The following is a 21,455-nucleotide window of genomic DNA, read 5'->3' on the forward strand; positions in this document are numbered from 1 at the left end:
GCCGCCTCGTAAGACGAACCCACAAGCCAAAGCAACGTTTTAACCCGGCTGGAAGTGGCGACACGAAGAAAACGTCGTGTGCTTTTGTATGAGCCGCGCGTCGCGTTTTATACCCAGAACGCAGAAAAAAAGCAAAGCATAAATGCGCATAATGTCAGCATTATCAGAAACGTTTACCGCCTGATTTTGACCGACATTGCGACGGCCTTCAAAAAAAGCTGGAAATTGGGCGAAGAAGTGACCTAAAATAGCCGTCCAGATGTTAATCCATCCATACTGATTAACACTCAGACTGCCAGTGTCAGTAACCTTCAGACTCATGGTAGAATCTTCTGTCATGACTATTCCGCACAACAGTTTGAGCTAACTAAATTCTCCTTAGGTGAAATTAAATATGGCAAAACACCTTTTTACGTCTGAGTCCGTATCAGAAGGGCATCCTGACAAAATCGCAGACCAAATCTCTGATGCCGTGTTGGATGCTATCCTGCAACAGGATCCGAAAGCACGCGTCGCCTGTGAAACCTACGTTAAAACCGGCATGGTTTTAGTTGGCGGTGAGATCACCACCAGCGCCTGGGTCGATATCGAAGAGATTACCCGTAATACGGTGCGCGAAATTGGCTATGTGCATTCCGACATGGGCTTTGACGCCAACTCTTGCGCGGTACTGAGCGCAATTGGCAAACAGTCTCCGGATATCAACCAGGGCGTTGACCGCGCAGACCCGCTGGAACAAGGCGCGGGCGACCAGGGCCTGATGTTTGGCTACGCGACAAATGAAACCGACGTACTGATGCCTGCGCCAATCACCTACGCGCACCGTCTGGTACAGCGTCAGGCTGAAGTGCGTAAAAATGGCACCCTGCCATGGTTGCGTCCGGATGCAAAAAGCCAGGTCACTTTCCAGTATGACGACGGCAAAATCGTCGGTATCGACGCCGTGGTTCTCTCTACGCAGCACGCAGAAGATATCGACCAAAAATCGCTGCAAGAAGCGGTGATGGAAGAGATCATCAAACCCATTCTGCCGTCTGAATGGTTAAATACGTCCACTAAGTTTTTTATCAACCCAACCGGGCGTTTTGTTATCGGCGGCCCGATGGGCGATTGTGGTCTGACCGGTCGTAAGATCATCGTTGATACCTACGGCGGTATGGCGCGTCACGGCGGCGGCGCCTTCTCCGGTAAAGATCCGTCTAAAGTTGACCGTTCTGCAGCTTACGCTGCGCGTTATGTCGCGAAAAACATCGTGGCGGCAGGTCTGGCGGATCGCTGTGAAATCCAGGTCTCCTACGCTATCGGCGTAGCGGAGCCGACGTCCATCATGGTGGAAACGTTCGGTACTGAAAAAGTGCCTGCTGAACAGTTGATTCTGCTGGTGCGCGAATTCTTCGACCTGCGCCCGTACGGCTTGATTCAGATGCTGGATCTGCTGCACCCGATCTACAAAGAAACTGCGGCTTACGGCCACTTCGGTCGCGAAAACTTCCCATGGGAAAAAACCGACAAAGCGCAACTGCTGCGCGATGCTGCCGGTCTGAAATAATCGCCCGCGCCTGACGCTGTTTTTCAGTCAGGTAAACCATACCGTACTTATCAAGGCCAGCGCCCTGCTGGCCTTTATCATTGCTGATACACGCAACGTTATCAGATGTTCCAGCGTGTATTTATACTGACCTTTTTGTGATGCGCAGCACAATCCACTCTCCCCTTTCGTTTCTTCGACTACACTTTTTATCATTCAGTTTCAGTCATCATGAAAGCGGTTACATTCATTTTCATTAAGAACTGACCGCATCACTATCGGTATGCTAATTCTGCGATGAAAATATTACATAATTTTTCAACTTTGTCTGAATACCAGGCGATTGATATGGTTATAAGATTATTAAAACTATTATTTTTCAGATAATTAAATAATCACCGAGATAAATAGTAGTGTAAACGATTACACCATTGTGATTAGCCTCACATCTTTTTACGGCGTACTCACCTACTCTTAACATCGATAAAATTGCTAACCCAACCGGAGGGCATAATGCCTGACAATAAAAAACAAGGGCGTTCCAACAAGGCCATGACATTTTTTGTCTGCTTTCTTGCAGCCCTGGCAGGATTACTTTTTGGCCTGGATATCGGCGTTATCGCCGGTGCTTTACCCTTCATTACCGACGAGTTTCAGATTACCGCACACACTCAGGAATGGGTGGTCAGCTCCATGATGTTTGGCGCGGCCGTCGGCGCTGTCGGCAGCGGCTGGCTCTCCTTTAAGCTGGGTCGTAAAAAAAGCCTGATGATCGGCGCTATCCTGTTCGTCGCCGGTTCGCTGTTCTCCGCTGCGGCGCCTAACGTTGAAGTCCTGATTATTTCTCGCGTGCTGCTGGGTCTGGCCGTCGGCGTCGCTTCCTACACCGCACCGTTGTACCTGTCCGAGATCGCGCCGGAAAAAATTCGCGGCAGTATGATCTCAATGTACCAACTCATGATCACCATCGGGATTCTGGGCGCTTATCTGTCCGATACCGCGTTCAGCTACAGCGGCGCATGGCGCTGGATGCTCGGCGTGATCATCATCCCAGCCATTCTGCTGCTGATCGGCGTCTTCTTCCTGCCGGACAGCCCGCGCTGGTTTGCGGCGAAACGCCGCTTCCATGATGCTGAACGCGTCCTGTTGCGCCTGCGTGACACCAGTGCGGAAGCAAAACGTGAGCTTGATGAAATTCGCGAAAGTTTGCAGGTTAAACAGAGCGGTTGGGCGCTGTTCAAAGAGAACAGCAACTTCCGCCGCGCCGTGTTTCTTGGCATTTTGTTGCAGGTAATGCAGCAATTTACCGGGATGAACGTCATCATGTATTACGCGCCGAAAATCTTCGAGCTGGCGGGGTACACAAATACCACGGAGCAGATGTGGGGCACCGTTATTGTTGGTCTGACTAACGTCCTGGCAACCTTCATCGCTATCGGCCTGGTTGACCGCTGGGGTCGCAAACCTACCCTGACGCTGGGCTTCCTGGTCATGGCGATTGGTATGGGGATTCTGGGTACGATGATGCACATCGGCATCCATTCGCCGTCTGCGCAATACTTCGCTATCGCTATGCTGCTGATGTTCATCATTGGATTTGCGATGAGCGCTGGTCCGCTGATTTGGGTACTGTGCTCCGAAATCCAACCGCTGAAAGGCCGCGATTTCGGCATCACCTGCTCCACCGCGACCAACTGGATCGCCAATATGATCGTCGGCGCAACGTTCCTGACCATGCTGAACAATCTGGGTAACGCCAACACCTTCTGGGTCTACGCTGGCCTGAACGTGCTGTTTATCCTGCTGACCCTGTGGCTGGTGCCGGAAACCAAACACGTTTCGCTGGAACACATTGAACGTAACCTGATGAAAGGTCGTAAACTGCGCGAAATCGGCGCCCACGACTAATCCCTCCACGCTTCCTCCTGCCACAGGAGGAAGCGTTTTTCTTGCAGTCCCTCTTCCGTCGCACTATTCTCTGCCGCTATGAAAACCCCTCGTCTCCCTATCGCTATCCAGCAGGCCGTGATGCGTCGTCTGCGGGAAAATCTCGCCCAGGCGAACCTCAAGCTCGATAGACATTATCCGGAGCCGAAACTGGTGTATACGCAACGCGGCACCTCGGCGGGCACCGCCTGGCTGGAGAGCTACGAAATCCGCCTCAACCCGGTGTTACTGCTGGAAAACATCGACACCTTTATAGCAGAGGTCGTGCCGCATGAACTGGCGCATCTGTTGGTGTGGAAGCACTTCGGACGCAAGGCTCCGCATGGCAAGGAATGGAAGTGGATGATGGAAAGCGTGCTGGGCGTTCCGGCCAGACGTACTCATCAATTTGCGCTGCAATCCGTACGGCGCAATACCTTTCCCTACCATTGCCAATGCCAGCAACATCAACTCACCGTCCGCCGTCATAATCGGGTAGTACGCGGCGAAGCGGTTTATCGTTGCGTTCACTGCGGCGAACCACTGGTCGCCGGGTAGTTCCCGAAACGTCCGGGAACTTTCCTGAGCGGACTGATTGCATACAGACACAACTTTCGTTACGTTGCGGGCTCGTTTTGCTATGGAGTGTGCAATGTACCGTAATTTTTCTTTTGCCGCTGCGTTGCTGGCCGCAGCGTTTTCAGGCCAGGCCCTGGCCGATGGCATTAACAATTTTTCTCAGGCCAAAGCGGCGAGCGTCAAAGTCAATGCTGACGCGCCCGGCAGCTTTTACTGCGGGTGCCAAATCCGCTGGCAGGGTAAAAAAGGCGTCGTAGACCTGGAGTCCTGCGGCTATAAGGTGCGTAAAAACGAGAATCGCGCCAGACGCATTGAGTGGGAGCACGTTGTCCCCGCCTGGCAATTCGGTCATCAGCGCCAGTGCTGGCAGGACGGCGGGCGAAAAAACTGCGCTAAAGATCCGGTCTACCGCAAAATGGAAAGCGATATGCATAACCTGCAGCCCGCCATTGGCGAAGTGAATGGCGATCGCGGCAACTTTATGTATAGCCAGTGGAACGGCGGCGAAGGCCAGTACGGGCAATGCGCCATGAAAGTGGATTTTAAAGCGAAAATCGCCGAGCCGCCCGCCCGCGCCCGTGGCGCAATCGCCCGCACTTATTTTTATATGCGCGACCAATACCAACTGAAACTTTCCCGCCAACAAACGCAGCTTTTTAACGTCTGGGATAAGCAGTACCCCGTTACCGCCTGGGAATGCGAGCGCGATGCGCGTATCGCGAAGGTCCAGGGTAATCATAATCCCTATGTGCAACGCGCTTGCCAGGCGCGAAAGAGCTAACCTACACTAGCGGGATTCTTGTTAACCCATGCCCTGGATAGCCAAACGCCGGGGCCATGACGCGGATTTTTTTATTATGCGTATTCCCCGCATTTATCACCCTGAATTGTTGACGTCCGGTACGCAGATTTCGTTATGCGAAGATGCGGCCAACCATATTGGTCGTGTACTGCGCATGGGACCGGGACAAGCGTTACAGCTGTTTGACGGCAGTAATCAGGTATTCGATGCTGAAATCATTAGCGCCAGTAAGAAAAGCGTTGAAGTGCAAGTGATGAAAGGCGAAATCGACGATCGTGAATCGCCGCTGCATATCCATCTGGGCCAGGTGATGTCGCGCGGTGAAAAAATGGAATTTACTATCCAGAAATCGATCGAACTGGGTGTAAGCCTCATTACGCCACTGTTCTCTGAGCGCTGCGGCGTTAAACTGGATAATGAACGTCTGAACAAAAAGCGCCAGCAGTGGCAAAAGATCGCCATCGCCGCCTGCGAACAATGCGGGCGTAACCGGGTGCCGGAAATTCGCCCGCCGATGGCGCTGGAGGCCTGGTGCGCCGAGCAAGATTCCGGGCTGAAGCTCAATCTTCATCCGCGCGCCCATGCCAGCATCAACACTCTGCCGCTGCCGGTTGAACGCGTCCGACTGCTGATCGGCCCGGAAGGCGGGCTGTCGGCGGACGAAATCGCGATGACCGCGCGCTATCAGTTTACTGATATTCTGTTAGGACCTCGCGTTCTGCGTACTGAGACAACCGCGCTCACCGCCATTACTGCGCTACAGGTGCGTTTTGGCGACTTAGGATGAAGCGTTAACGGAGAAAATAATGATCAAGCTCGGCATCGTGATGGACCCCATCGCACACATCAACATCAAGAAAGACACCAGTTTCGCTATGCTGCTGGAAGCCCAACGTCGTGGTTATGAACTTCATTATATGGAGATGGCCGACCTTTATCTGATTAACGGCGAAGCCCGCGCCCGCACGCGAACGTTGAGCGTGGAGCAAAATTACGATAAATGGTACGAGTTCGACAGCGAGCAGGAGATTAAACTCGCCGATCTGGACGTCATTTTGATGCGCAAAGATCCGCCGTTTGATACCGAGTTTATTTATGCGACCTATATTCTGGAACGCGCTGAAGAGGAAGGGACGCTTATCGTCAACAAACCGCAAAGCCTGCGCGACTGTAATGAAAAACTGTATACCGCCTGGTTTTCCGACCTGACCCCGGAAACGCTGGTAACGCGCAATAAAGCGCAGCTCAAAGCGTTTTGGGAAAAGCACGGCGATATCATTATGAAACCGCTGGACGGTATGGGCGGCGCGTCCATTTTCCGCGTTAAGGAAGGCGATCCTAACCTAGGCGTTATTGCCGAAACGCTGACCGAGCTGGGCAACCGCTACTGCATGGCGCAGAACTATTTGCCCGCGATCAAAGATGGCGATAAGCGCGTACTGGTCGTCGACGGCGAGCCGGTGCCTTACTGCCTGGCGCGTATTCCGCAGGGCGGCGAAACCCGCGGCAACCTGGCGGCTGGTGGTCGCGGCGAACCCCGTCCGTTGAGCGAAAGCGACTGGGAAATCGCCCGCCGCGTTGGGCCGACGCTTAAAGCCAAAGGGCTTATTTTCGTCGGTCTGGATATTATCGGCGACCGCTTAACGGAAATTAACGTGACCAGCCCAACCTGCGTGCGTGAAATTGAAGCGGAATATCCGATCTCTATCACCGGGATGTTGATGGACGCCATCGAAGCGCGTCTGGCGAAGTAAACGTTTATTGCCCGGTGGCGTGCGCTTACCGGGCCTGAGCAATCACGCCGCCCCGGTCGGATAAGGCGGCGCATCAGCATCGCCATCCGGCAATCAATTGCCCGATAAGGCAGCTGTCCTTTGGCAAAAGACGGCTTATATGAGTGACAACCGTCCGCTTTCCCCACATACTGAACGCTGTCGTTTTTTTGAACCAGGAAACAGAACCTCTGACAATGAATTTACAGCATCACTTTCTTATTGCCATGCCTGCGCTCCAGGACCCGATTTTCCGCCGTTCCGTGGTGTATATTTGCGAGCACAACCAGGACGGCGCTATGGGGATTATTATTAATAAGCCTTTGGAAAATCTGCAAATTGAAGGGATTCTGGAAAAACTAAAAATTACGCCGGAACCGCGCGATTCGGCAATTCGTCTTGATAAAGCCGTGATGCTCGGCGGCCCGCTGGCGGAAGATCGCGGATTTATTCTCCATACTCCGCCGTCACGTTTCGCCTCCAGCATTCGTATCTCAGACAATACCGTGATTACCACCTCCCGCGATGTGCTGGAAACGTTAGGTACCCAACAACAGCCTTCCGATGTGCTGGTCGCGCTGGGCTACGCCTCCTGGGATAAAGGCCAGCTTGAACAAGAGTTGCTTGATAACGCCTGGCTTACCGCGCCCGCCGATCTCAATATTTTGTTCAAAACGCCCATTGCCGAGCGCTGGCGCGAAGCGGCAAAACTTATTGGCATTGATATTCTGACCATGCCTGGCGTTGCGGGGCACGCCTGATGAGCGGTACCTTACTGGCCTTTGACTTCGGCACAAAAAGCATCGGCGTTGCAATAGGACAACGCATTACCGGCACCGCCCGTCCGCTTCCGGCAATCAAAGCACAGGACGGCACGCCCGACTGGACGCTCATTGAACGTTTGCTGAAAGAGTGGCAGCCAGACGAAATTATTGTCGGGCTACCGCTTAATATGGATGGCACTGAACAACCGCTGACGGCGCGCGCACGTAAATTCGCTAACCGTATTCATGGGCGTTTCGGGGTAACTGTCACGCTGCACGATGAACGACTCAGCACCGTTGAAGCACGCTCCGGTCTGTTTGAACGAGGTGGGTATCGCGCGCTGAACAAAGGCAAAGTGGACTCGGCCTCCGCCGTGATTATCCTCGAAAGCTATTTTGAACAGGGGTATTAAAGCCGTTTTTGTCAGCAGGCGGATAACGCGGTCACGGTTGCCAGGCTTACTGGGCAATACGCTGGTTTAATGCCTTCAACGCCTGTAAACGCGCAGCCGCCTCCGCCTCATCAATCCGCCACATTCCCGCAAAGGCCAGCGCTGCGGCGTGCTTGTCTAGCGGTTGCGCCATAGAAACTTCACCATCAGCGTGATGCCACAGCACGTATCCCCGCTGGCGCTGCTGCGCCACATGCGGCGCCAGATTACGCCACTGCTCCGGAGTAAAACGCTGCATTAGCGCCTCATCGCTTTCTGCCGCCAGTAACGCCACTCCTGTTACCGACTGCCAGGCCGGGCACATGCGAAACCCCGCCAACGCCTGACTTCCCTGCGAACCCGGCGTAGAGTGATAAATATAGATAATCTGGTCTTCCCATAGCACGCCTAATGCCACCACGATGTCTTTGGGCGCATGGCGCTCAAGGATAGGCAACGCATGGGAGAACAGCGCTGAACCGCGAATCGCCTGCACCGCCAAAGCATGAATGCCTGGCCCGGGTAAATAGCGTCGGTGCTCATCCTGCATCGTGAGTCCAATAGAGGCCATCGTCATTAACAGGCGATTAACGCGCGTGGTATTAATATCCATCAGCCGGGCAAGCTCGCGACATCCGATAGCACGGTCGCTGGAAACCAGATATTGCAGACAGCGAATGCCATCTATCAGGCTTTGATTCGGTTGTGATGACATCGTTAAATGGCTTCGCTGTGGTTTTAACAAAGCTGCGATTTTAACGCCGGTTCGCCAGGATACAAGCCTGTATACCGTTCAATCCACCGCGCCAGTCAACACTTTCCTCCCCCCCTACGCCGCCATCTTCGCTACAGTCGTCCCTGCGCCTGACGCCATTGCGCGCTCTGGGCGAATGTCATCATCCCCTGCTGCTGCCCGGTTTGTATCACGTGGGCCAACTGATGGAGTTTGCCTTCACGGATCAAATTCCCTGTGGCTGGCGTATTAATCAGTAATTCAAACAACGCCACGCGCCCATCCTGTCTGTCGACCTCCAGTTTTTGTGATAGTACGGCGCGCAGACTACCCGCCAGTTGACTGCGTATCGGTTCTTTTTCCTGCGCCGGAAAACTATCCACTAATCTTTCCACCGCCTGCGCCGCACCGCGAGTATGCAGGGTTGCCAGTACCAGATGCCCAGTTTCCGCCGCCGTCAGCGCCAGGCGAATGGTCTCGCTGTCACGCAGCTCTCCCAGTAAAATGACATCGGGATCTTCACGTAACGCCGCGCGCAGCCCGGCGGCAAAAGTGGCGCAATGCTGGCCGATTTCCCGCTGCTGTATCAGGCAACGCTTGCTGGTGTAACGGTATTCAATAGGATCTTCCAGCGTCAGGATATGTTTATCGGCATGTTGATTAAGATATCCCACCATCGCCGCCAGCGTGGTGGACTTCCCGCAGCCAGTAGCGCCAGTGACCAGAATCAGTCCGTTCTCGCTGGCAAGCAGTACGGGTACTATCGGCGGCGTCTGGATTTCCGCCAGATCAGGACAACGCTCGGGCAATAGCCGTAGCGCCAGCGACGTTCCCTGTTGATGTATGAACGCACTGGCGCGCAGGCGCCGCGTGCCAGACAGCGAGACGGCGAAATCAAGCTGGCCGTGCGTTCGCCACTGATATTGTTGCGCATCATTAAGCCAATCAAGCAGAAGCCTGTCGACATCAGGCGCGGTAAAAGGCGCGTTCTCCATGCGTCCTTGTTTGCGCCATCGCGCAGGCCAGGCGTTACACAGGTGTAGATCCGAGACGTTATGCTTTACACTAAGCGTCACAATTTCTTCCATATTCATATAAACATCCTCGGAAAATGAACGATATCGCGCATAACCTGGCATACATCCGGGACAAAATCTCCGCCGCGGCGACGCGTTGCGGCCGCTCTTCAGAAGAAGTTACGTTGCTTGCAGTGAGTAAAACCAAACCTGCGAGCGACATCGCAGAAGCCATTGCCGCCGGACAACGGGCATTTGGTGAAAATTATGTACAAGAGGGGGTAGAAAAAATCCGCCACTTTCAGGAAGCGAAAGTGGAAGGCCTGCACTGGCACTTTATAGGCCCTTTACAGTCCAACAAAAGTCGGCTGGTGGCCGAGCATTTTGACTGGTGTCATACCATCGATCGCCTGCGTATCGCCTCGCGGCTGAGCGAACAGCGTCCGGATAATCTGCCAGAGCTAAATGTTCTGATCCAAATTAATATCAGCGATGAAAACAGCAAATCAGGCATTCCGCTGGCGGAACTGGATGAGCTGGCCGCTGCGGTGGCTACACTGCCGCGTCTGCGGCTTCGCGGACTGATGGCGATCCCGGCGCCAGAGTCAGATTATGTAAGGCAGTTTGAAGTCGCACGTCAAATGGCTGTAGCATTTGCCGGGCTGAAAGCGCGCTACCCTGACGTTGATACCTTATCTCTGGGTATGAGCGACGATATGGAAGCCGCGATTGCGGCAGGTAGCACAATGGTGCGCATCGGCACCGCTATCTTTGGTGCTCGTGATTACACAAAAAATTAAGGAAAACTGAGGAACGCCATGAATACGTTGACCTTCCTGCTCTCAACGGTAATTGAGCTGTATACCATGGTGCTATTATTGCGCGTGTGGATGCAGTGGGCCCGCTGTGACTTTTACAACCCTTTCTCCCAGTTCGTGGTGAAAATTACGCAGCCCATCATCGGACCGCTGCGTCGTATTATTCCGCCAATGGGGCCGATTGACAGCGCTTCCCTGCTGGTGGCGTTTATTCTTAGCGTTATTAAGGCGATAGTGCTGTTTAAGGTCATTACGTTTCAGGCGATTATCTGGATTGCCGCGGTGCTTATCTTACTTAAAACAATCGGCCTGCTGATCTTCTGGGTGCTGCTGGTCATGGCTATCATGAGCTGGGTGAGCCAGGGTCGTAGCCCGATTGAATATGTATTGATTCAGCTTGCCGAGCCGCTGCTCAGCCCGATTCGCCGTATACTGCCTGCGATGGGCGGCATCGACTTCTCGCCGATGGTTCTGGTGCTGCTGCTGTATGTCGTTAATATGGGTATCGCTGAAGTCTTACAAGCGACAGGCAACATGTTGCTGCCGGGGCTGTGGATGGCGCTATGAGTGCTGTGACTCGCTGCGAAGACGGTCTGGTGTTACGGCTTTATATTCAGCCGAAAGCCAGCCGCGACAGTATTGTGGGCTTACATGGCGACGAGGTGAAAGTCGCCATTACCGCCCCGCCGGTTGACGGTCAGGCAAACAGCCATCTGATCAAGTTTCTCGGTAAACAGTTTCGCGTGGCGAAAAGTCAGATCGTCATCGAAAAAGGCGAGCTGGGCCGTCACAAACAGGTAAAAATTATTCACCCGCAACAGATCCCGCCGGAAATTGCGGCGTTAACTGAGTAGGTATCCCATGCAAAAAGTTGTTCTCGCAACCGGCAACGCCGGTAAAGTGCGCGAGCTCGCGTCGCTGTTAAGCGATTTTGGGCTTGATGTGGTAGCACAAACGGAACTGGGCGTCGATTCCGCGGAAGAAACCGGCCTGACGTTTATTGAAAACGCGATTCTCAAAGCGCGCCATGCCGCTAAAATGACCGGTCTGCCCGCCATTGCCGATGACTCCGGTCTGGCCGTTGACGTTTTAGGCGGCGCGCCGGGTATCTATTCCGCGCGTTATTCTGGCGAAAACGCGACAGATCAGCAAAATCTGGAAAAACTGCTGCATACTCTACGGGATGTTCCGGACGACAAACGCCAGGCGCGATTCCATTGTGTACTGGTTTATTTGCGTCATGCCGAAGATCCCACACCGATAGTCTGTCACGGTAGTTGGCCTGGCGTCATTACTCGTCAGGCGGCCGGAAATGGCGGATTTGGCTATGATCCCATTTTCTTCGTACCGTCTGAAGGCAAAACCGCCGCAGAACTGACCCGTGAAGAAAAAAGCGCGATTTCCCACCGTGGACAAGCGCTCAAGCTGCTGCTGGATGCGTTACGCAATGGCTAAACTACCGCCGCTCAGTCTTTATATTCATATTCCCTGGTGTGTACAAAAATGTCCATATTGCGACTTCAATTCCCATGCGTTGAAGGGCGAGGTGCCGCATGACGACTACGTCCAGCATCTGTTAAGCGATCTGGATGCCGACGTCGCCTGGGCGCAAGGGCGTGAAGTAAAGACCATTTTTATTGGCGGCGGTACGCCAAGCCTGCTTTCCGGGCCGGCGATGCAAACGCTGCTGGACGGCGTGCGTGCGCGCCTGAATCTGGCGGCGGATGCGGAAATTACCATGGAAGCGAACCCCGGCACGGTCGAAGCCGACCGCTTCATCGACTATCAGCGCGCCGGCGTAAACCGGATCTCCATTGGCGTGCAGAGCTTTAGTGAGCCTAAGCTGAAACGTCTTGGCCGTATTCACGGTCCACAAGAGGCGATGCGGGCAGCAAGACTGGCAAATGGGCTTGGGCTACGCAGCTTTAACCTCGACTTGATGCATGGATTGCCGGACCAAACGCTGGAAGAGGCGCTGAACGATTTGCGACAGGCGATTGCGCTTAATCCGCCGCATCTCTCATGGTATCAATTGACGATTGAACCCAACACTTTGTTCGGTTCGCGTCCGCCGGTTTTACCGGACGATGACGCACTGTGGGATATCTTTGAGCAGGGCCACCAGTTATTAACCGCTGCTGGCTATCAGCAATACGAAACGTCGGCCTATGCCAAACCCGGTTATCAGTGCCAGCATAATCTGAACTACTGGCGCTTTGGCGACTATCTGGGTATTGGCTGCGGCGCCCACGGTAAAGTCACCTTCCCGGGCGGCAGGATCCTGCGCACCACCAAAACCCGTCACCCACGCGGTTATATGCAGGGACGTTACCTGGAAAGCCAGCGTGACGTGAGTGATGACGATAAACCCTTTGAGTTCTTTATGAACCGTTTTCGGTTGCTGGAGCGCGCGCCTCGCGCCGAATTTGTCGACTACACCGGGCTTACGGAAGCGGTTATTCGTCAGCCAATCGACGAGGCTATTGCCCAGGGCTACCTGACCGAATGCGAGCAATACTGGCAGATTACCCGGCACGGTAAACTGTTTTTAAACTCTCTTCTTGAGTTGTTTCTCGCGGAATAACAAGGATAAGCCTGTCGCGCCAGCGGGTAAAATACCTGATGGCGCGACGCTTACCGACCTGTGGCGGTTAATGCGCCGCCGGCAAGCGCATTATTTAATAACCCCTTTACGACGCAAATCGTCCGTATCTTTTTTCCAGCGCTCGTAACCGTCATTAATATCCGTGATTTTCATGCGTATATCACTCTGTTGCATCTGAAGTTTCTGTACCGCTATATTCAGCGGATATTGTCCTTTCTCTAACGTTATCCAGTCATTCTGCGCTTTTCGACGCAGTTCTTCTGATTTCAAAAATACCTGCCGCCGCTGCTCGTGTATGTCTAAATCTCTTTTCTGCTGAATAGCCGCTTCATTGCACGGCTCACTCTGCTTACGGCACGCGTCTAATGCCGGTTGATAGACCTCTTTTTCGTATTTCTCGGCATATACGCTACTATCGTTGGCTTTTACATAATCATCGCGCTCTTTTAACGTCTTTTTAAACGCCTCGGCGCGGGTCAACGGTTTCCCATCAGCACCTTTTCCCCAATATGCGTCCGCTTCTTTTTTAGCTACCGCTATTTTCTTATCCAGGGCAAAGAGTTGTTCTTCAAGACCGGGGATCGACGCTTTCTGCGCACGCCAGGAAGCTTCAATGTTGCCAAACCGATAGTTAAAGTCATCGCTGTTGACGATCAGGTATTTATCATTCGTTTTAATGTCGTCAATAGCCCGGCCCTGATCGCTGGCTGCCATTTGTAATGAGTAATAGCTCACCGTCCAGCCAGAGGCTGGCGTCCCTTTGCTGGTCAACATGGCAGAAAATTTAACGGGACGATCTTTGGTCCAGGTTTTTTCAACAAAATAATAATCCGCCGCCATACCAACGCCGGTATACATATCTTCACGGGAAGAAATATCCCCTTCGGCAGACCAGGTGGCCTGATTGCCCCTCGAATCAAGATTTTTTAAGGTAATGGAATCCAGTTTAAGTATGCCGTGGTACTGCTTACTAAACTGTTCTTTTAAGATGTTATCGGAGGGTTGAGCAACCTCTGCCCAACTATAGCCTGAAATCAGGGCAAACAGCGCTGCGCCAGCAATCCATTGTCGAACCACTTGTGGACCTCCCGTCCAGAGACATGACGCCCACGATTATCATAACCATGATGATAATTAGCAAGATAATAGTGTTGATTGTGCGAGAGGTCTTCCAAAGATAGCCCCGGCCTTCCGACCGGGGCATTATCTTTAATACTGATTGAACATCGTCTGGATCTGTTTTGGATCTTTAGTCTGGGTTAACGCCAGTTGCAGTAAGACACGCGCTTTTTGCGGGTTCAGCGTGCCAGAGGCGACAAAGCCGTATTTTGCATCGTCCACTTCCGCATCCTGCGTGGTTGCGCCAGTCGGCACACGTGAAGAACGCACCACTACCGTACCGTTGTGCGCAGCGGTCGCCAGGGTATCAAAGACCGTTTTATACAGGTTGCCGTTACCCACACCTGCGCTCACGATCCCGTCATAACCCGCGTCTACCAGCGCTTTTGCCGGCAGATCGGACGCATTCGCATAGTTATAAACGATACCGACTTTCGGCAACGCGGTCAGCTTCGACACGTCGAACGGGGTGGAGGTGGTATGTTTACGCTCTGGAGTACGCTGGTAGTCAATTTTACCGTTGTGGATATAACCCAGCGGGCCGTAGTTAACCGCTTTGAACGTCGCCACGTCAGTCGTATTGGTCTTAGTGACGTCGCGTCCGTCCATGACGGTATCATTCATTACCACCAGCACGCCGCGGTTGGCAGACTGTTTATCAGCCGCTGTTACTACCGCATTATAGAGGTTGAACGGGCCATCTGCGCTCATTGACGTGGAAGGGCGCATCGCGCCGACCAGTACCACCGGTTTATTGCATTTCACGGTCAGATCGAGGAAATAAGCGGTCTCTTCCATCGTATCAGTACCGTGGGTAATCACGAAACCGTCGGTGCTGTCGCACTCGGTATTGATTTTTTTCGCCAGCGTGAGCCAGACTTCATCGTTCATATCCTGCGAGCCAATGTTAACGACCTGCTCGCCTTTCACTACCGCAATGTCCTTCAATTGAGGAACGGCATCCACCAGATTTTCGACACCGACTTTACCTGCCGTATAATTTGATTTTGTTGCTGAATCACCGCCGCCAGCGATCGTTCCGCCGGTCGCTAAGATGGTGATATTCGGTAAAGCGAACGCTGCGCCGCTGAAACCCATTACCAGAGCAGCTAATGCCGTTTTCCTGAAAAACTCCATGTTATATCTCCAGTTATGTCAACTGGTCGCATTATCCCTATATTGCAGACGAATAATGTGACGCCATACGATTAACCAGCGATATATATCCAACAGAGAGTATTTTTTAGAGATGGATAACAAAATGCAGGAAAAAACAGAATAAAAAGGCGCAGATACGATCTACGCCATTGTTTAAAAAGGAAAGATTACTTCAGGCTGCCAACCAGCGCTTTGCGGCTATCTTCTAAGGTTACTACGCGGCTACAGACATCTTTGCCAAACTGCTGGAAATCTTTCTCCTGATTTTTCCATTCATTCTGGATAGCGGTTTGCAAACCACCGAGGCTGCCCATCACGCCCTGTAAAGGATTGCCGCCGCCTTTAAGCACCGCTTTGGCGCCCATTTCGTTAATGCTGTCCTGCAAAATACCGCCCATCGCCTGATTCACCAACTGCTGACCGTCGGCACGCACCTGGTCGATAGCCTTATAGTGGAACGTCAGGCCGTCCGTACGATGTTCGATAATACGGTTCATTTGCGCTTTTAATTGCGCATCAAGCTTCGTCAGACGGCTACGCATGTTGCTGCTTTCGCCCACCTCTTTAGCGATGATTTTATCCAGCGCCACGCGGCCTTTTTCGACGCGCGATCGGGCGCCCTCATCAATCCACGGCAGCGCGCTTCGCAGTTCCGCCTGGTAATCTTTCGCTTGCTCGCGTTGCGCGGCGCTAAGGGTGTACTGCTTACCGTTGTACATCACATTGCCGTCCGGCGTGATCACCAGGTTGCCGTTTTCACCTTTCACCTGCACCGTTTGTGGACTCAGGATCACATCGTCACGCGGCGTGACACTGCATTTGTAATCTGCATGAGCGGCCATCGCCGTCAACGTTAGCACTGCCGCCAGCAGCGTTTTGCGCATCATAACTTTCCCTCAAGACAAAGCGGGCCGGCATTTGCCGACCCTGTACTCATTAGTCCCACCAAACGTCGAAAAGTTCGCTGGTTCGGACTTCTTCAAGGTTGCGCGCTTCCAGCCACTTACGCACAATCGCCTGATGTTCTTCGGTACATTTACCGATTTCCTGCATACAAATCAGCCCTTCCCAGGCCAGGTAGCCGCTGCCGTCAAACGCCAGTTTATTAGGCTCAATAACGTCATTAATAAAGTCATCGACAGTCTTATCGATCTGCTCTTCAGATGTACCTTCCGGAAAACGCCATGCCACCGAAAATCCTAATTCCTGGAATTCGTCAATGTGCATTTTTTTACGCAGACGACGACTACGGTTCTTTGCCATTATTTCACCCTCTCGAACATTAAGTCCCATACGCCATGACCAAGACGATGGCCACGTTGTTCAAATTTCGTTACCGGGCGCGATTCCGGGCGCGGTACATAATCATTGCTCTCTGACAGATTTTTGTACCCGTCGATAGAAGACATGACTTCAAGCATGTGTTCCGCATACGCTTCCCAGTCGGTCGCCATATGGAAAACGCCGCCCAATTTCAGCTTGCTCAATACCAGTTCAGCAAACGGCACCTGAACGATACGGCGTTTATTATGACGCGCTTTATGCCACGGGTCAGGGAAAAAGAGCTGAACCATCGATAAAGAATTGTCAGGAATCATTTTATGCAACACTTCTACCGCGTCGTGGCACATGACGCGCAGGTTTTCAACGCCCTCTTCATGAGCGGACGCCAGACATGCGCCGACGCCGGGCGAATGCACTTCAATGCCGAGGAAATTCTGCTCCGGGCGCGCTTTCGCCATCGCCACGAGAGACGCCCCCATGCCAAAACCAATCTCCAGCGTCACCGGCGCTTCGCGACCAAACAACGTGGCGAAATCTACCGGCGCTTCGCTGAACTCGACGCCCATCACCGGCCAGTAGTTTTCCAGCGCGTGTTCTTGCCCCTTTGTCAGTCGCCCCTGGCGACGAACAAAACTACGAATACGGCGCAGCGGGCGACCGTTTTCATCAAATTCCGGTGAAATGACGTCGTTTTTCATAAAAGTGTAGTCTGCTGTGTTTGAGTTCTGAAAACGGGCATTATCCAAAGTTAGTTGCCGGATGCAAGCATGAAGCGCACTGCGGAAAGTTCCGGTTTACACCCTGCGGCCTCTGTGCTGCAATCTTGCCCCCGGCAATAATGAATGAGTTTCCATGCAAGCGTCTCAATTTTCAGCCCAGGTTCTGGACTGGTACGACAAATACGGGCGGAAAACGCTGCCCTGGCAAATTAACAAGACGCCTTACAAAGTATGGCTCTCGGAAGTCATGTTGCAACAAACGCAGGTGACGACGGTGATTCCTTACTTTGAGCGATTTATGGCGCGCTTTCCCACGGTGACGGATTTAGCGAATGCGCCGCTGGATGAAGTGCTCCATTTATGGACCGGGCTCGGCTATTACGCCCGCGCGCGTAATTTGCATAAAGCGGCGCAACAGGTGGCGACGCTTCACGGTGGAGAATTCCCGCAAACTTTTGCCGAAATCGCCGCGCTACCCGGCGTCGGGCGTTCAACCGCCGGCGCGATTCTCTCCCTCGCGTTAGGTAAACATTATCCGATTCTTGATGGAAACGTTAAACGTGTGCTGGCTCGCTGTTATGCTGTTAGCGGCTGGCCTGGAAAAAAAGAGGTGGAGAATACGCTGTGGACGTTGAGCGAGCAAGTGACGCCCGCACGCGGCGTGGAGCGTTTTAATCAGGCGATGATGGATCTGGGCGCGATGGTTTGTACGCGTTCAAAGCCAAAGTGCACCCTGTGTCCGCTGCAAAACGGTTGTATCGCCGCTGCGCATGAAAGCTGGTCACGCTATCCGGGCAAGAAACCGAAACAGACGTTACCGGAGCGGACGGGTTACTTTTTATTGTTACAGCATAATCAGGAGATTTTCCTGGCGCAGCGCCCTCCCAGCGGTTTATGGGGCGGACTCTACTGCTTCCCGCAGTTCGCCAGCGAAGATGAATTACGTGAATGGCTGGCGCAACGGCATGTTAACGCTGATAATTTGACCCAGCTTAACGCGTTTCGCCACACATTTAGCCATTTCCACCTGGATATTGTGCCTATGTGGCTTCCCGTGTCGTCACTGGACGCCTGCATGGATGAAGGCAGCGCGCTCTGGTATAACTTAGCGCAACCGCCGTCAGTCGGACTGGCGGCCCCCGTGGAGCGCTTGTTACAGCAGTTACGTACCGGAGCGCCAGTTTAACGCCCCGGTCGATGAAGAGGATGACTTATGAGCAGAACGATTTTTTGTACTTACCTGCAACGCGACGCTGAAGGGCAAGATTTTCAGCTCTACCCTGGCGAACTGGGAAAACGTATCTATAACGAGATCTCTAAGGACGCGTGGGCGCAGTGGCAGCATAAGCAGACCATGTTGATTAACGAGAAAAAGCTCAACATGATGAACGCCGAGCACCGTAAGCTGCTGGAACAGGAGATGGTGAGCTTCCTGTTCGAAGGCAAAGACGTTCATATCGAAGGTTATACGCCGGAAGATAAAAAATAGGCCCGTTGCTGAATGACGCTGCGCTTATTCGGCCTGTGAGTTATGCCGGATAAGCTCTTAGCGCCGCTGCCCGGCAACATGGCATAACGACAACACAACATGCACTCCCGGAATGATGAAAAAATTACTCGCGCTTGCTGTTATTGCGCCGTTGCTCATCTCCTGCTCCAGTTCGACCAAAAAAGGCGAGACGTATAATGAAGCCTGGGTCAAGGATACCAACGGCTTTGATATTTTGATGGGGCAATTTGCCAACAATATTGAAAATCTGTGGGGATATAAGGAAGTCCTGATCGCCGGGCCGAAAGACTACGTCAAATATACCGATCAGTTCCAGACCCGTAGCCACATCAACTTTGATGATGGGACCATTACCGTTGAAACCATCGCCGGGACGGAACCTACCGCACATCTGCGCCGGGCCATTATTAAAACGTTGCTCATGGGTGACGACCCAACCTCCGTCGATCTTTACTCCGATGTCGATGACATAAAAATTTCTAAAGAACCCTTCCTGTATGGTCAGGTCCTCGACAATACCGGCCAGCCTATTCGCTGGGAAGGCCGCGCCACGACATTCGCGGATTACTTGCTGAAAACGCGGCTCAAAAGCCGCAGTAACGGCCTGCGTATTATTTACAGCGTCACCATTAATCTGGTGCCGAACCACCTTGATAAACGCGCGCATAAATACATTGGCATGGTACGCCAGGCCTCCCGTAAATACGGCGTTGACGAGTCGCTGATTCTGGCGATTATGCAAACGGAGTCCTCGTTCAACCCGTATGCGGTCAGTCACGCGGATGCGCTGGGCCTGATGCAGGTGGTGCAACACAGCGCCGGGAAAGATGTTTTCCGTTCTCAGGGTAAGTCCGGCACGCCAAGCCGTAACTTCCTGTTCGACCCCGCCAGCAATATCGATACCGGCACAGCGTATCTGGCGATGTTGAATAATGTCTATCTGAGCGGTATCGAGAATCCGACGTCGCGGCGCTATGCGGTCATTACCGCCTACAATGGCGGCGCAGGCAGCGTATTACGCGTATTCTCGAACGATAAGATTCAGGCCGCGAATATGATTAACCGCATGTCGCCGGGGGATGTGTACCAGATATTAACCACCCGACATCCATCTGCGGAGTCGCGCCGCTATCTGTATAAGGTGAATTCCGCCCAGCGATCGTATCGCCGCCGATAAACCATCGCATCCCGCCTCTGGCCGGCAAATGACAGAGGCGGGAAAGGCAAAAGTGTTAACTCCGTCACCATTTTACCTTGCAATCAGAAATTGTTTGCAAATATTTGTCACAGGTAACAAAAAAAGCCCGCCTCTCATTGATAGAATCACACCAAATCACAACGGCAAATGTGCCTTTTAAAACATTCATCCGCTCTCAGGTGTGAGGAAATTAACATGAATCTTAAGCTGCAGCTTAAAATACTCTCTTTTCTGCAGTTCTGTCTGTGGGGAAGCTGGCTCACTACCCTGGGCTCGTATATGTTCGTCACCTTAAAATTTGACGGCGCATCTATTGGCGCAGTTTATAGTTCACTGGGGATTGCCGCCGTCTTTATGCCGACCTTGCTAGGCATTGTGGCTGACAAATGGCTGAGCGCGAAATGGGTCTATGCCCTGTGTCATGTCGTCGGCGCCATCACGCTATTCATGGCCGCGGAAGTCACTACGCCTGGGGCGATGTTCTTTGTGATCCTGCTTAACTCGCTGGCCTATATGCCGACGTTGGGCTTGATCAATACAATATCGTATTACCGCCTGCAGTCTGCCGGCATGGATATTGTGACTGACTTCCCGCCTATCCGTATCTGGGGCACCATTGGCTTTATTCTGGCGATGTGGGGCGTGAGTTTCTCCGGTTTCGAGCTGAGCCATATGCAGCTTTATATCGGCGCGACGCTTTCCGTTCTGCTGGTACTGTTTACCTTTACCCTGCCGCACATTCCGGTGGCGAACCAACAGAAAAACCAGAGCTGGACATCAATGCTGGGCCTTGACGCTTTTGCGCTGTTTAAAAATAAGCGGATGGCGATTTTCTTCATCTTCTCCATGATGCTGGGCGCGGAACTGCAGATCACCAACATGTTTGGCAACACCTTCCTGCATAGCTTTGATAAAGATCCGCTATTCGCCAGTAGCTTTATCGTGCAGCACGCCTCGGTGATGATGTCGATTTCGCAGATTTCTGAAACGTTATTCATCCTGACCATTCCGTTCTTCCTGAGCCGTTATGGTATTAAGAACGTTATGCTTATCAGTATTGTGGCGTGGATGCTGCGTTTCGGCCTGTTCGCTTATGGCGACCCGACGCCGTTCGGTACCGTTCTGCTGGTACTGTCGATGATTGTGTACGGCTGCGCCTTCGATTTCTTCAACATTTCTGGCTCGGTGTTTGTCGAAAAAGAAGTACGCCCGGAAATCCGCGCCAGCGCGCAGGGGATGTTCCTGATGATGACCAACGGCTTCGGCTGTATCCTGGGCGGCATTGTGAGCGGTAAAGTGGTGGAGTATTACACTCAAAACGGCATTACCGACTGGCAGACCGTGTGGCTCATCTTCGCAGGCTACTCGCTGGTGCTGGCCTTTGCGTTCGTAGCCTTGTTCAAATACAAACACGTTCGCGTTCCGGCAAGTTCGCAACCCGTTGCACATTAATTCTTGCCCTGTTTCGCAGGCCGGATAAGGCGTAAATGCCT

Annotated in this window: 25 protein-coding genes; 17 read left to right on the forward strand and 8 right to left on the reverse strand. The window is 52.8% G+C overall.

Annotated features, from left to right (window positions below):
* Nucleotides 1-39: 39 nt before the first annotated feature.
* Complete coding sequence (locus tag ACLJRH_RS09700) at nt 40-339, reverse strand: hypothetical protein (protein WP_001543499.1); 300 nt, start codon at nt 337-339, stop codon at nt 40-42.
* Between the two features lie 55 nt (nt 340-394).
* On the opposite strand from ACLJRH_RS09700, the gene metK reads away from it, so the two are divergent.
* The 8 genes from metK to ruvX all read left to right on the forward strand — a co-directional run bounded on the left by metK (nt 395) and on the right by ruvX (nt 7,784).
* A complete protein-coding gene (gene metK, locus ACLJRH_RS09705) occupies nt 395-1,549 on the forward strand; it encodes a methionine adenosyltransferase (RefSeq protein WP_001062140.1) in 1,155 nt (384 codons plus the stop codon).
* Between the two features lie 492 nt (nt 1,550-2,041).
* Complete coding sequence (galP, locus tag ACLJRH_RS09710; RefSeq protein WP_001113171.1) at nt 2,042-3,436, forward strand: galactose/proton symporter; 1,395 nt, start codon at nt 2,042-2,044, stop codon at nt 3,434-3,436.
* 78 nt (nt 3,437-3,514) lie between these two features.
* Nucleotides 3,515-4,012, forward strand: a complete 498-nt coding sequence (locus tag ACLJRH_RS09715) for a SprT family zinc-dependent metalloprotease (RefSeq protein ID WP_000856775.1) — start codon at nt 3,515-3,517, stop codon at nt 4,010-4,012.
* Between the two features lie 94 nt (nt 4,013-4,106).
* Nucleotides 4,107-4,814, forward strand: coding sequence for a deoxyribonuclease I (endA, locus tag ACLJRH_RS09720; protein ID WP_000286123.1), 708 nt, complete (start codon nt 4,107-4,109; stop codon nt 4,812-4,814).
* Between the two features lie 76 nt (nt 4,815-4,890).
* On the forward strand, nt 4,891-5,622 hold the full coding sequence (rsmE, locus tag ACLJRH_RS09725; RefSeq protein ID WP_001222488.1) for a 16S rRNA (uracil(1498)-N(3))-methyltransferase: 732 nt from the start codon (nt 4,891-4,893) through the stop codon (nt 5,620-5,622).
* 19 nt (nt 5,623-5,641) lie between these two features.
* Nucleotides 5,642-6,589, forward strand: a complete 948-nt coding sequence (gshB, locus tag ACLJRH_RS09730; protein WP_023137233.1) for a glutathione synthase — start codon at nt 5,642-5,644, stop codon at nt 6,587-6,589.
* A gap of 215 nt (nt 6,590-6,804) precedes the next feature.
* Nucleotides 6,805-7,368: a YqgE/AlgH family protein gene (locus ACLJRH_RS09735; RefSeq protein WP_001053167.1), complete on the forward strand. Its 564-nt coding sequence runs from the start codon at nt 6,805-6,807 to the stop codon at nt 7,366-7,368.
* The gene (ruvX, locus tag ACLJRH_RS09740) at nt 7,368-7,784 is read left to right on the forward strand and encodes a Holliday junction resolvase RuvX (RefSeq protein WP_000017096.1); all 417 of its coding nucleotides are present in this window, start codon (nt 7,368-7,370) and stop codon (nt 7,782-7,784) included. The genes ACLJRH_RS09735 and ruvX overlap by 1 nt, the downstream gene beginning before the upstream one ends.
* A 46-nt stretch (nt 7,785-7,830) precedes the next feature.
* Here the strand turns inward: ruvX and ACLJRH_RS09745 are convergent, their stop codons facing one another.
* Nucleotides 7,831-8,517, reverse strand: coding sequence for an IclR family transcriptional regulator (locus ACLJRH_RS09745; protein ID WP_000098339.1), 687 nt, complete (start codon nt 8,515-8,517; stop codon nt 7,831-7,833).
* Nucleotides 8,518-8,648: 131 nt separating this feature from the next.
* A complete protein-coding gene (locus ACLJRH_RS09750; protein WP_001055640.1) occupies nt 8,649-9,629 on the reverse strand; it encodes a type IV pilus twitching motility protein PilT in 981 nt (326 codons plus the stop codon).
* A gap of 17 nt (nt 9,630-9,646) precedes the next feature.
* On the opposite strand from ACLJRH_RS09750, the gene ACLJRH_RS09755 reads away from it, so the two are divergent.
* From ACLJRH_RS09755 to hemW, 5 genes are read left to right on the forward strand one after another with little or no spacing between them, the layout of a single operon-like run.
* On the forward strand, nt 9,647-10,351 hold the full coding sequence (locus ACLJRH_RS09755) for a YggS family pyridoxal phosphate-dependent enzyme (RefSeq protein ID WP_023137234.1): 705 nt from the start codon (nt 9,647-9,649) through the stop codon (nt 10,349-10,351).
* Between the two features lie 18 nt (nt 10,352-10,369).
* Complete coding sequence (locus tag ACLJRH_RS09760) at nt 10,370-10,936, forward strand: YggT family protein (protein WP_001094848.1); 567 nt, start codon at nt 10,370-10,372, stop codon at nt 10,934-10,936.
* Nucleotides 10,933-11,223 (forward strand): DUF167 family protein YggU, encoded by a 291-nt coding sequence (gene yggU, locus ACLJRH_RS09765; RefSeq protein WP_001277203.1) that lies wholly within the window; start codon nt 10,933-10,935, stop codon nt 11,221-11,223. Before ACLJRH_RS09760 ends, yggU begins: the two co-directional genes overlap by 4 nt.
* 7 nt (nt 11,224-11,230) lie before the next feature.
* Nucleotides 11,231-11,824 carry an XTP/dITP diphosphatase gene (locus ACLJRH_RS09770; RefSeq protein WP_001174769.1) on the forward strand — a complete coding sequence of 198 codons (594 nt, stop codon included), beginning with the start codon at nt 11,231-11,233 and terminating at the stop codon, nt 11,822-11,824.
* Entirely contained in the window at nt 11,817-12,953 is a 1,137-nt protein-coding gene (gene hemW / locus ACLJRH_RS09775) for a radical SAM family heme chaperone HemW (RefSeq protein WP_001096532.1), read from the forward strand. Before ACLJRH_RS09770 ends, hemW begins: the two co-directional genes overlap by 8 nt.
* A gap of 90 nt (nt 12,954-13,043) precedes the next feature.
* On the opposite strand, the gene ACLJRH_RS09780 is transcribed toward hemW, so the two are convergent.
* From ACLJRH_RS09780 to trmB, 5 genes are all read right to left on the reverse strand, one after another.
* Nucleotides 13,044-14,051, reverse strand: coding sequence for a DUF1202 domain-containing protein (locus ACLJRH_RS09780; RefSeq protein WP_023137235.1), 1,008 nt, complete (start codon nt 14,049-14,051; stop codon nt 13,044-13,046).
* Nucleotides 14,052-14,183: 132 nt separating this feature from the next.
* Nucleotides 14,184-15,230, reverse strand: a complete 1,047-nt coding sequence (gene ansB / locus ACLJRH_RS09785) for an L-asparaginase 2 (protein ID WP_000394189.1) — start codon at nt 15,228-15,230, stop codon at nt 14,184-14,186.
* 188 nt (nt 15,231-15,418) lie between these two features.
* Entirely contained in the window at nt 15,419-16,138 is a 720-nt protein-coding gene (locus ACLJRH_RS09790; RefSeq protein ID WP_000984835.1) for a DUF2884 domain-containing protein, read from the reverse strand.
* A 49-nt stretch (nt 16,139-16,187) separates the two neighbouring features.
* Nucleotides 16,188-16,514 carry a YggL family protein gene (locus ACLJRH_RS09795; RefSeq protein WP_001107559.1) on the reverse strand — a complete coding sequence of 109 codons (327 nt, stop codon included), beginning with the start codon at nt 16,512-16,514 and terminating at the stop codon, nt 16,188-16,190.
* Complete coding sequence (gene trmB, locus ACLJRH_RS09800) at nt 16,514-17,233, reverse strand: tRNA (guanosine(46)-N7)-methyltransferase TrmB (RefSeq protein WP_000786890.1); 720 nt, start codon at nt 17,231-17,233, stop codon at nt 16,514-16,516. The genes ACLJRH_RS09795 and trmB overlap by 1 nt, the downstream gene beginning before the upstream one ends.
* A 154-nt stretch (nt 17,234-17,387) precedes the next feature.
* Here trmB and mutY point away from each other — a divergent pair, with 154 nt between their 5' ends.
* The 4 genes from mutY to ACLJRH_RS09820 all read left to right on the forward strand — a co-directional run bounded on the left by mutY (nt 17,388) and on the right by ACLJRH_RS09820 (nt 21,414).
* On the forward strand, nt 17,388-18,440 hold the full coding sequence (mutY, locus tag ACLJRH_RS09805; RefSeq protein ID WP_001148959.1) for an A/G-specific adenine glycosylase: 1,053 nt from the start codon (nt 17,388-17,390) through the stop codon (nt 18,438-18,440).
* A 27-nt stretch (nt 18,441-18,467) separates the two neighbouring features.
* Nucleotides 18,468-18,743, forward strand: a complete 276-nt coding sequence (locus ACLJRH_RS09810; protein WP_000091706.1) for an oxidative damage protection protein — start codon at nt 18,468-18,470, stop codon at nt 18,741-18,743.
* A 112-nt stretch (nt 18,744-18,855) separates the two neighbouring features.
* Nucleotides 18,856-19,941 (forward strand): membrane-bound lytic murein transglycosylase MltC, encoded by a 1,086-nt coding sequence (mltC, locus tag ACLJRH_RS09815; RefSeq protein WP_000976289.1) that lies wholly within the window; start codon nt 18,856-18,858, stop codon nt 19,939-19,941.
* Nucleotides 19,942-20,157: 216 nt separating this feature from the next.
* Complete coding sequence (locus ACLJRH_RS09820; RefSeq protein ID WP_001049804.1) at nt 20,158-21,414, forward strand: nucleoside permease; 1,257 nt, start codon at nt 20,158-20,160, stop codon at nt 21,412-21,414.
* The last annotated feature ends 41 nt before the right edge of the window (nt 21,415-21,455 follow it).

This window comes from Salmonella sp. SAL04162 (assembly GCF_046551535.1).
Taxonomy (GTDB): domain Bacteria; phylum Pseudomonadota; class Gammaproteobacteria; order Enterobacterales; family Enterobacteriaceae; genus Salmonella; species Salmonella enterica.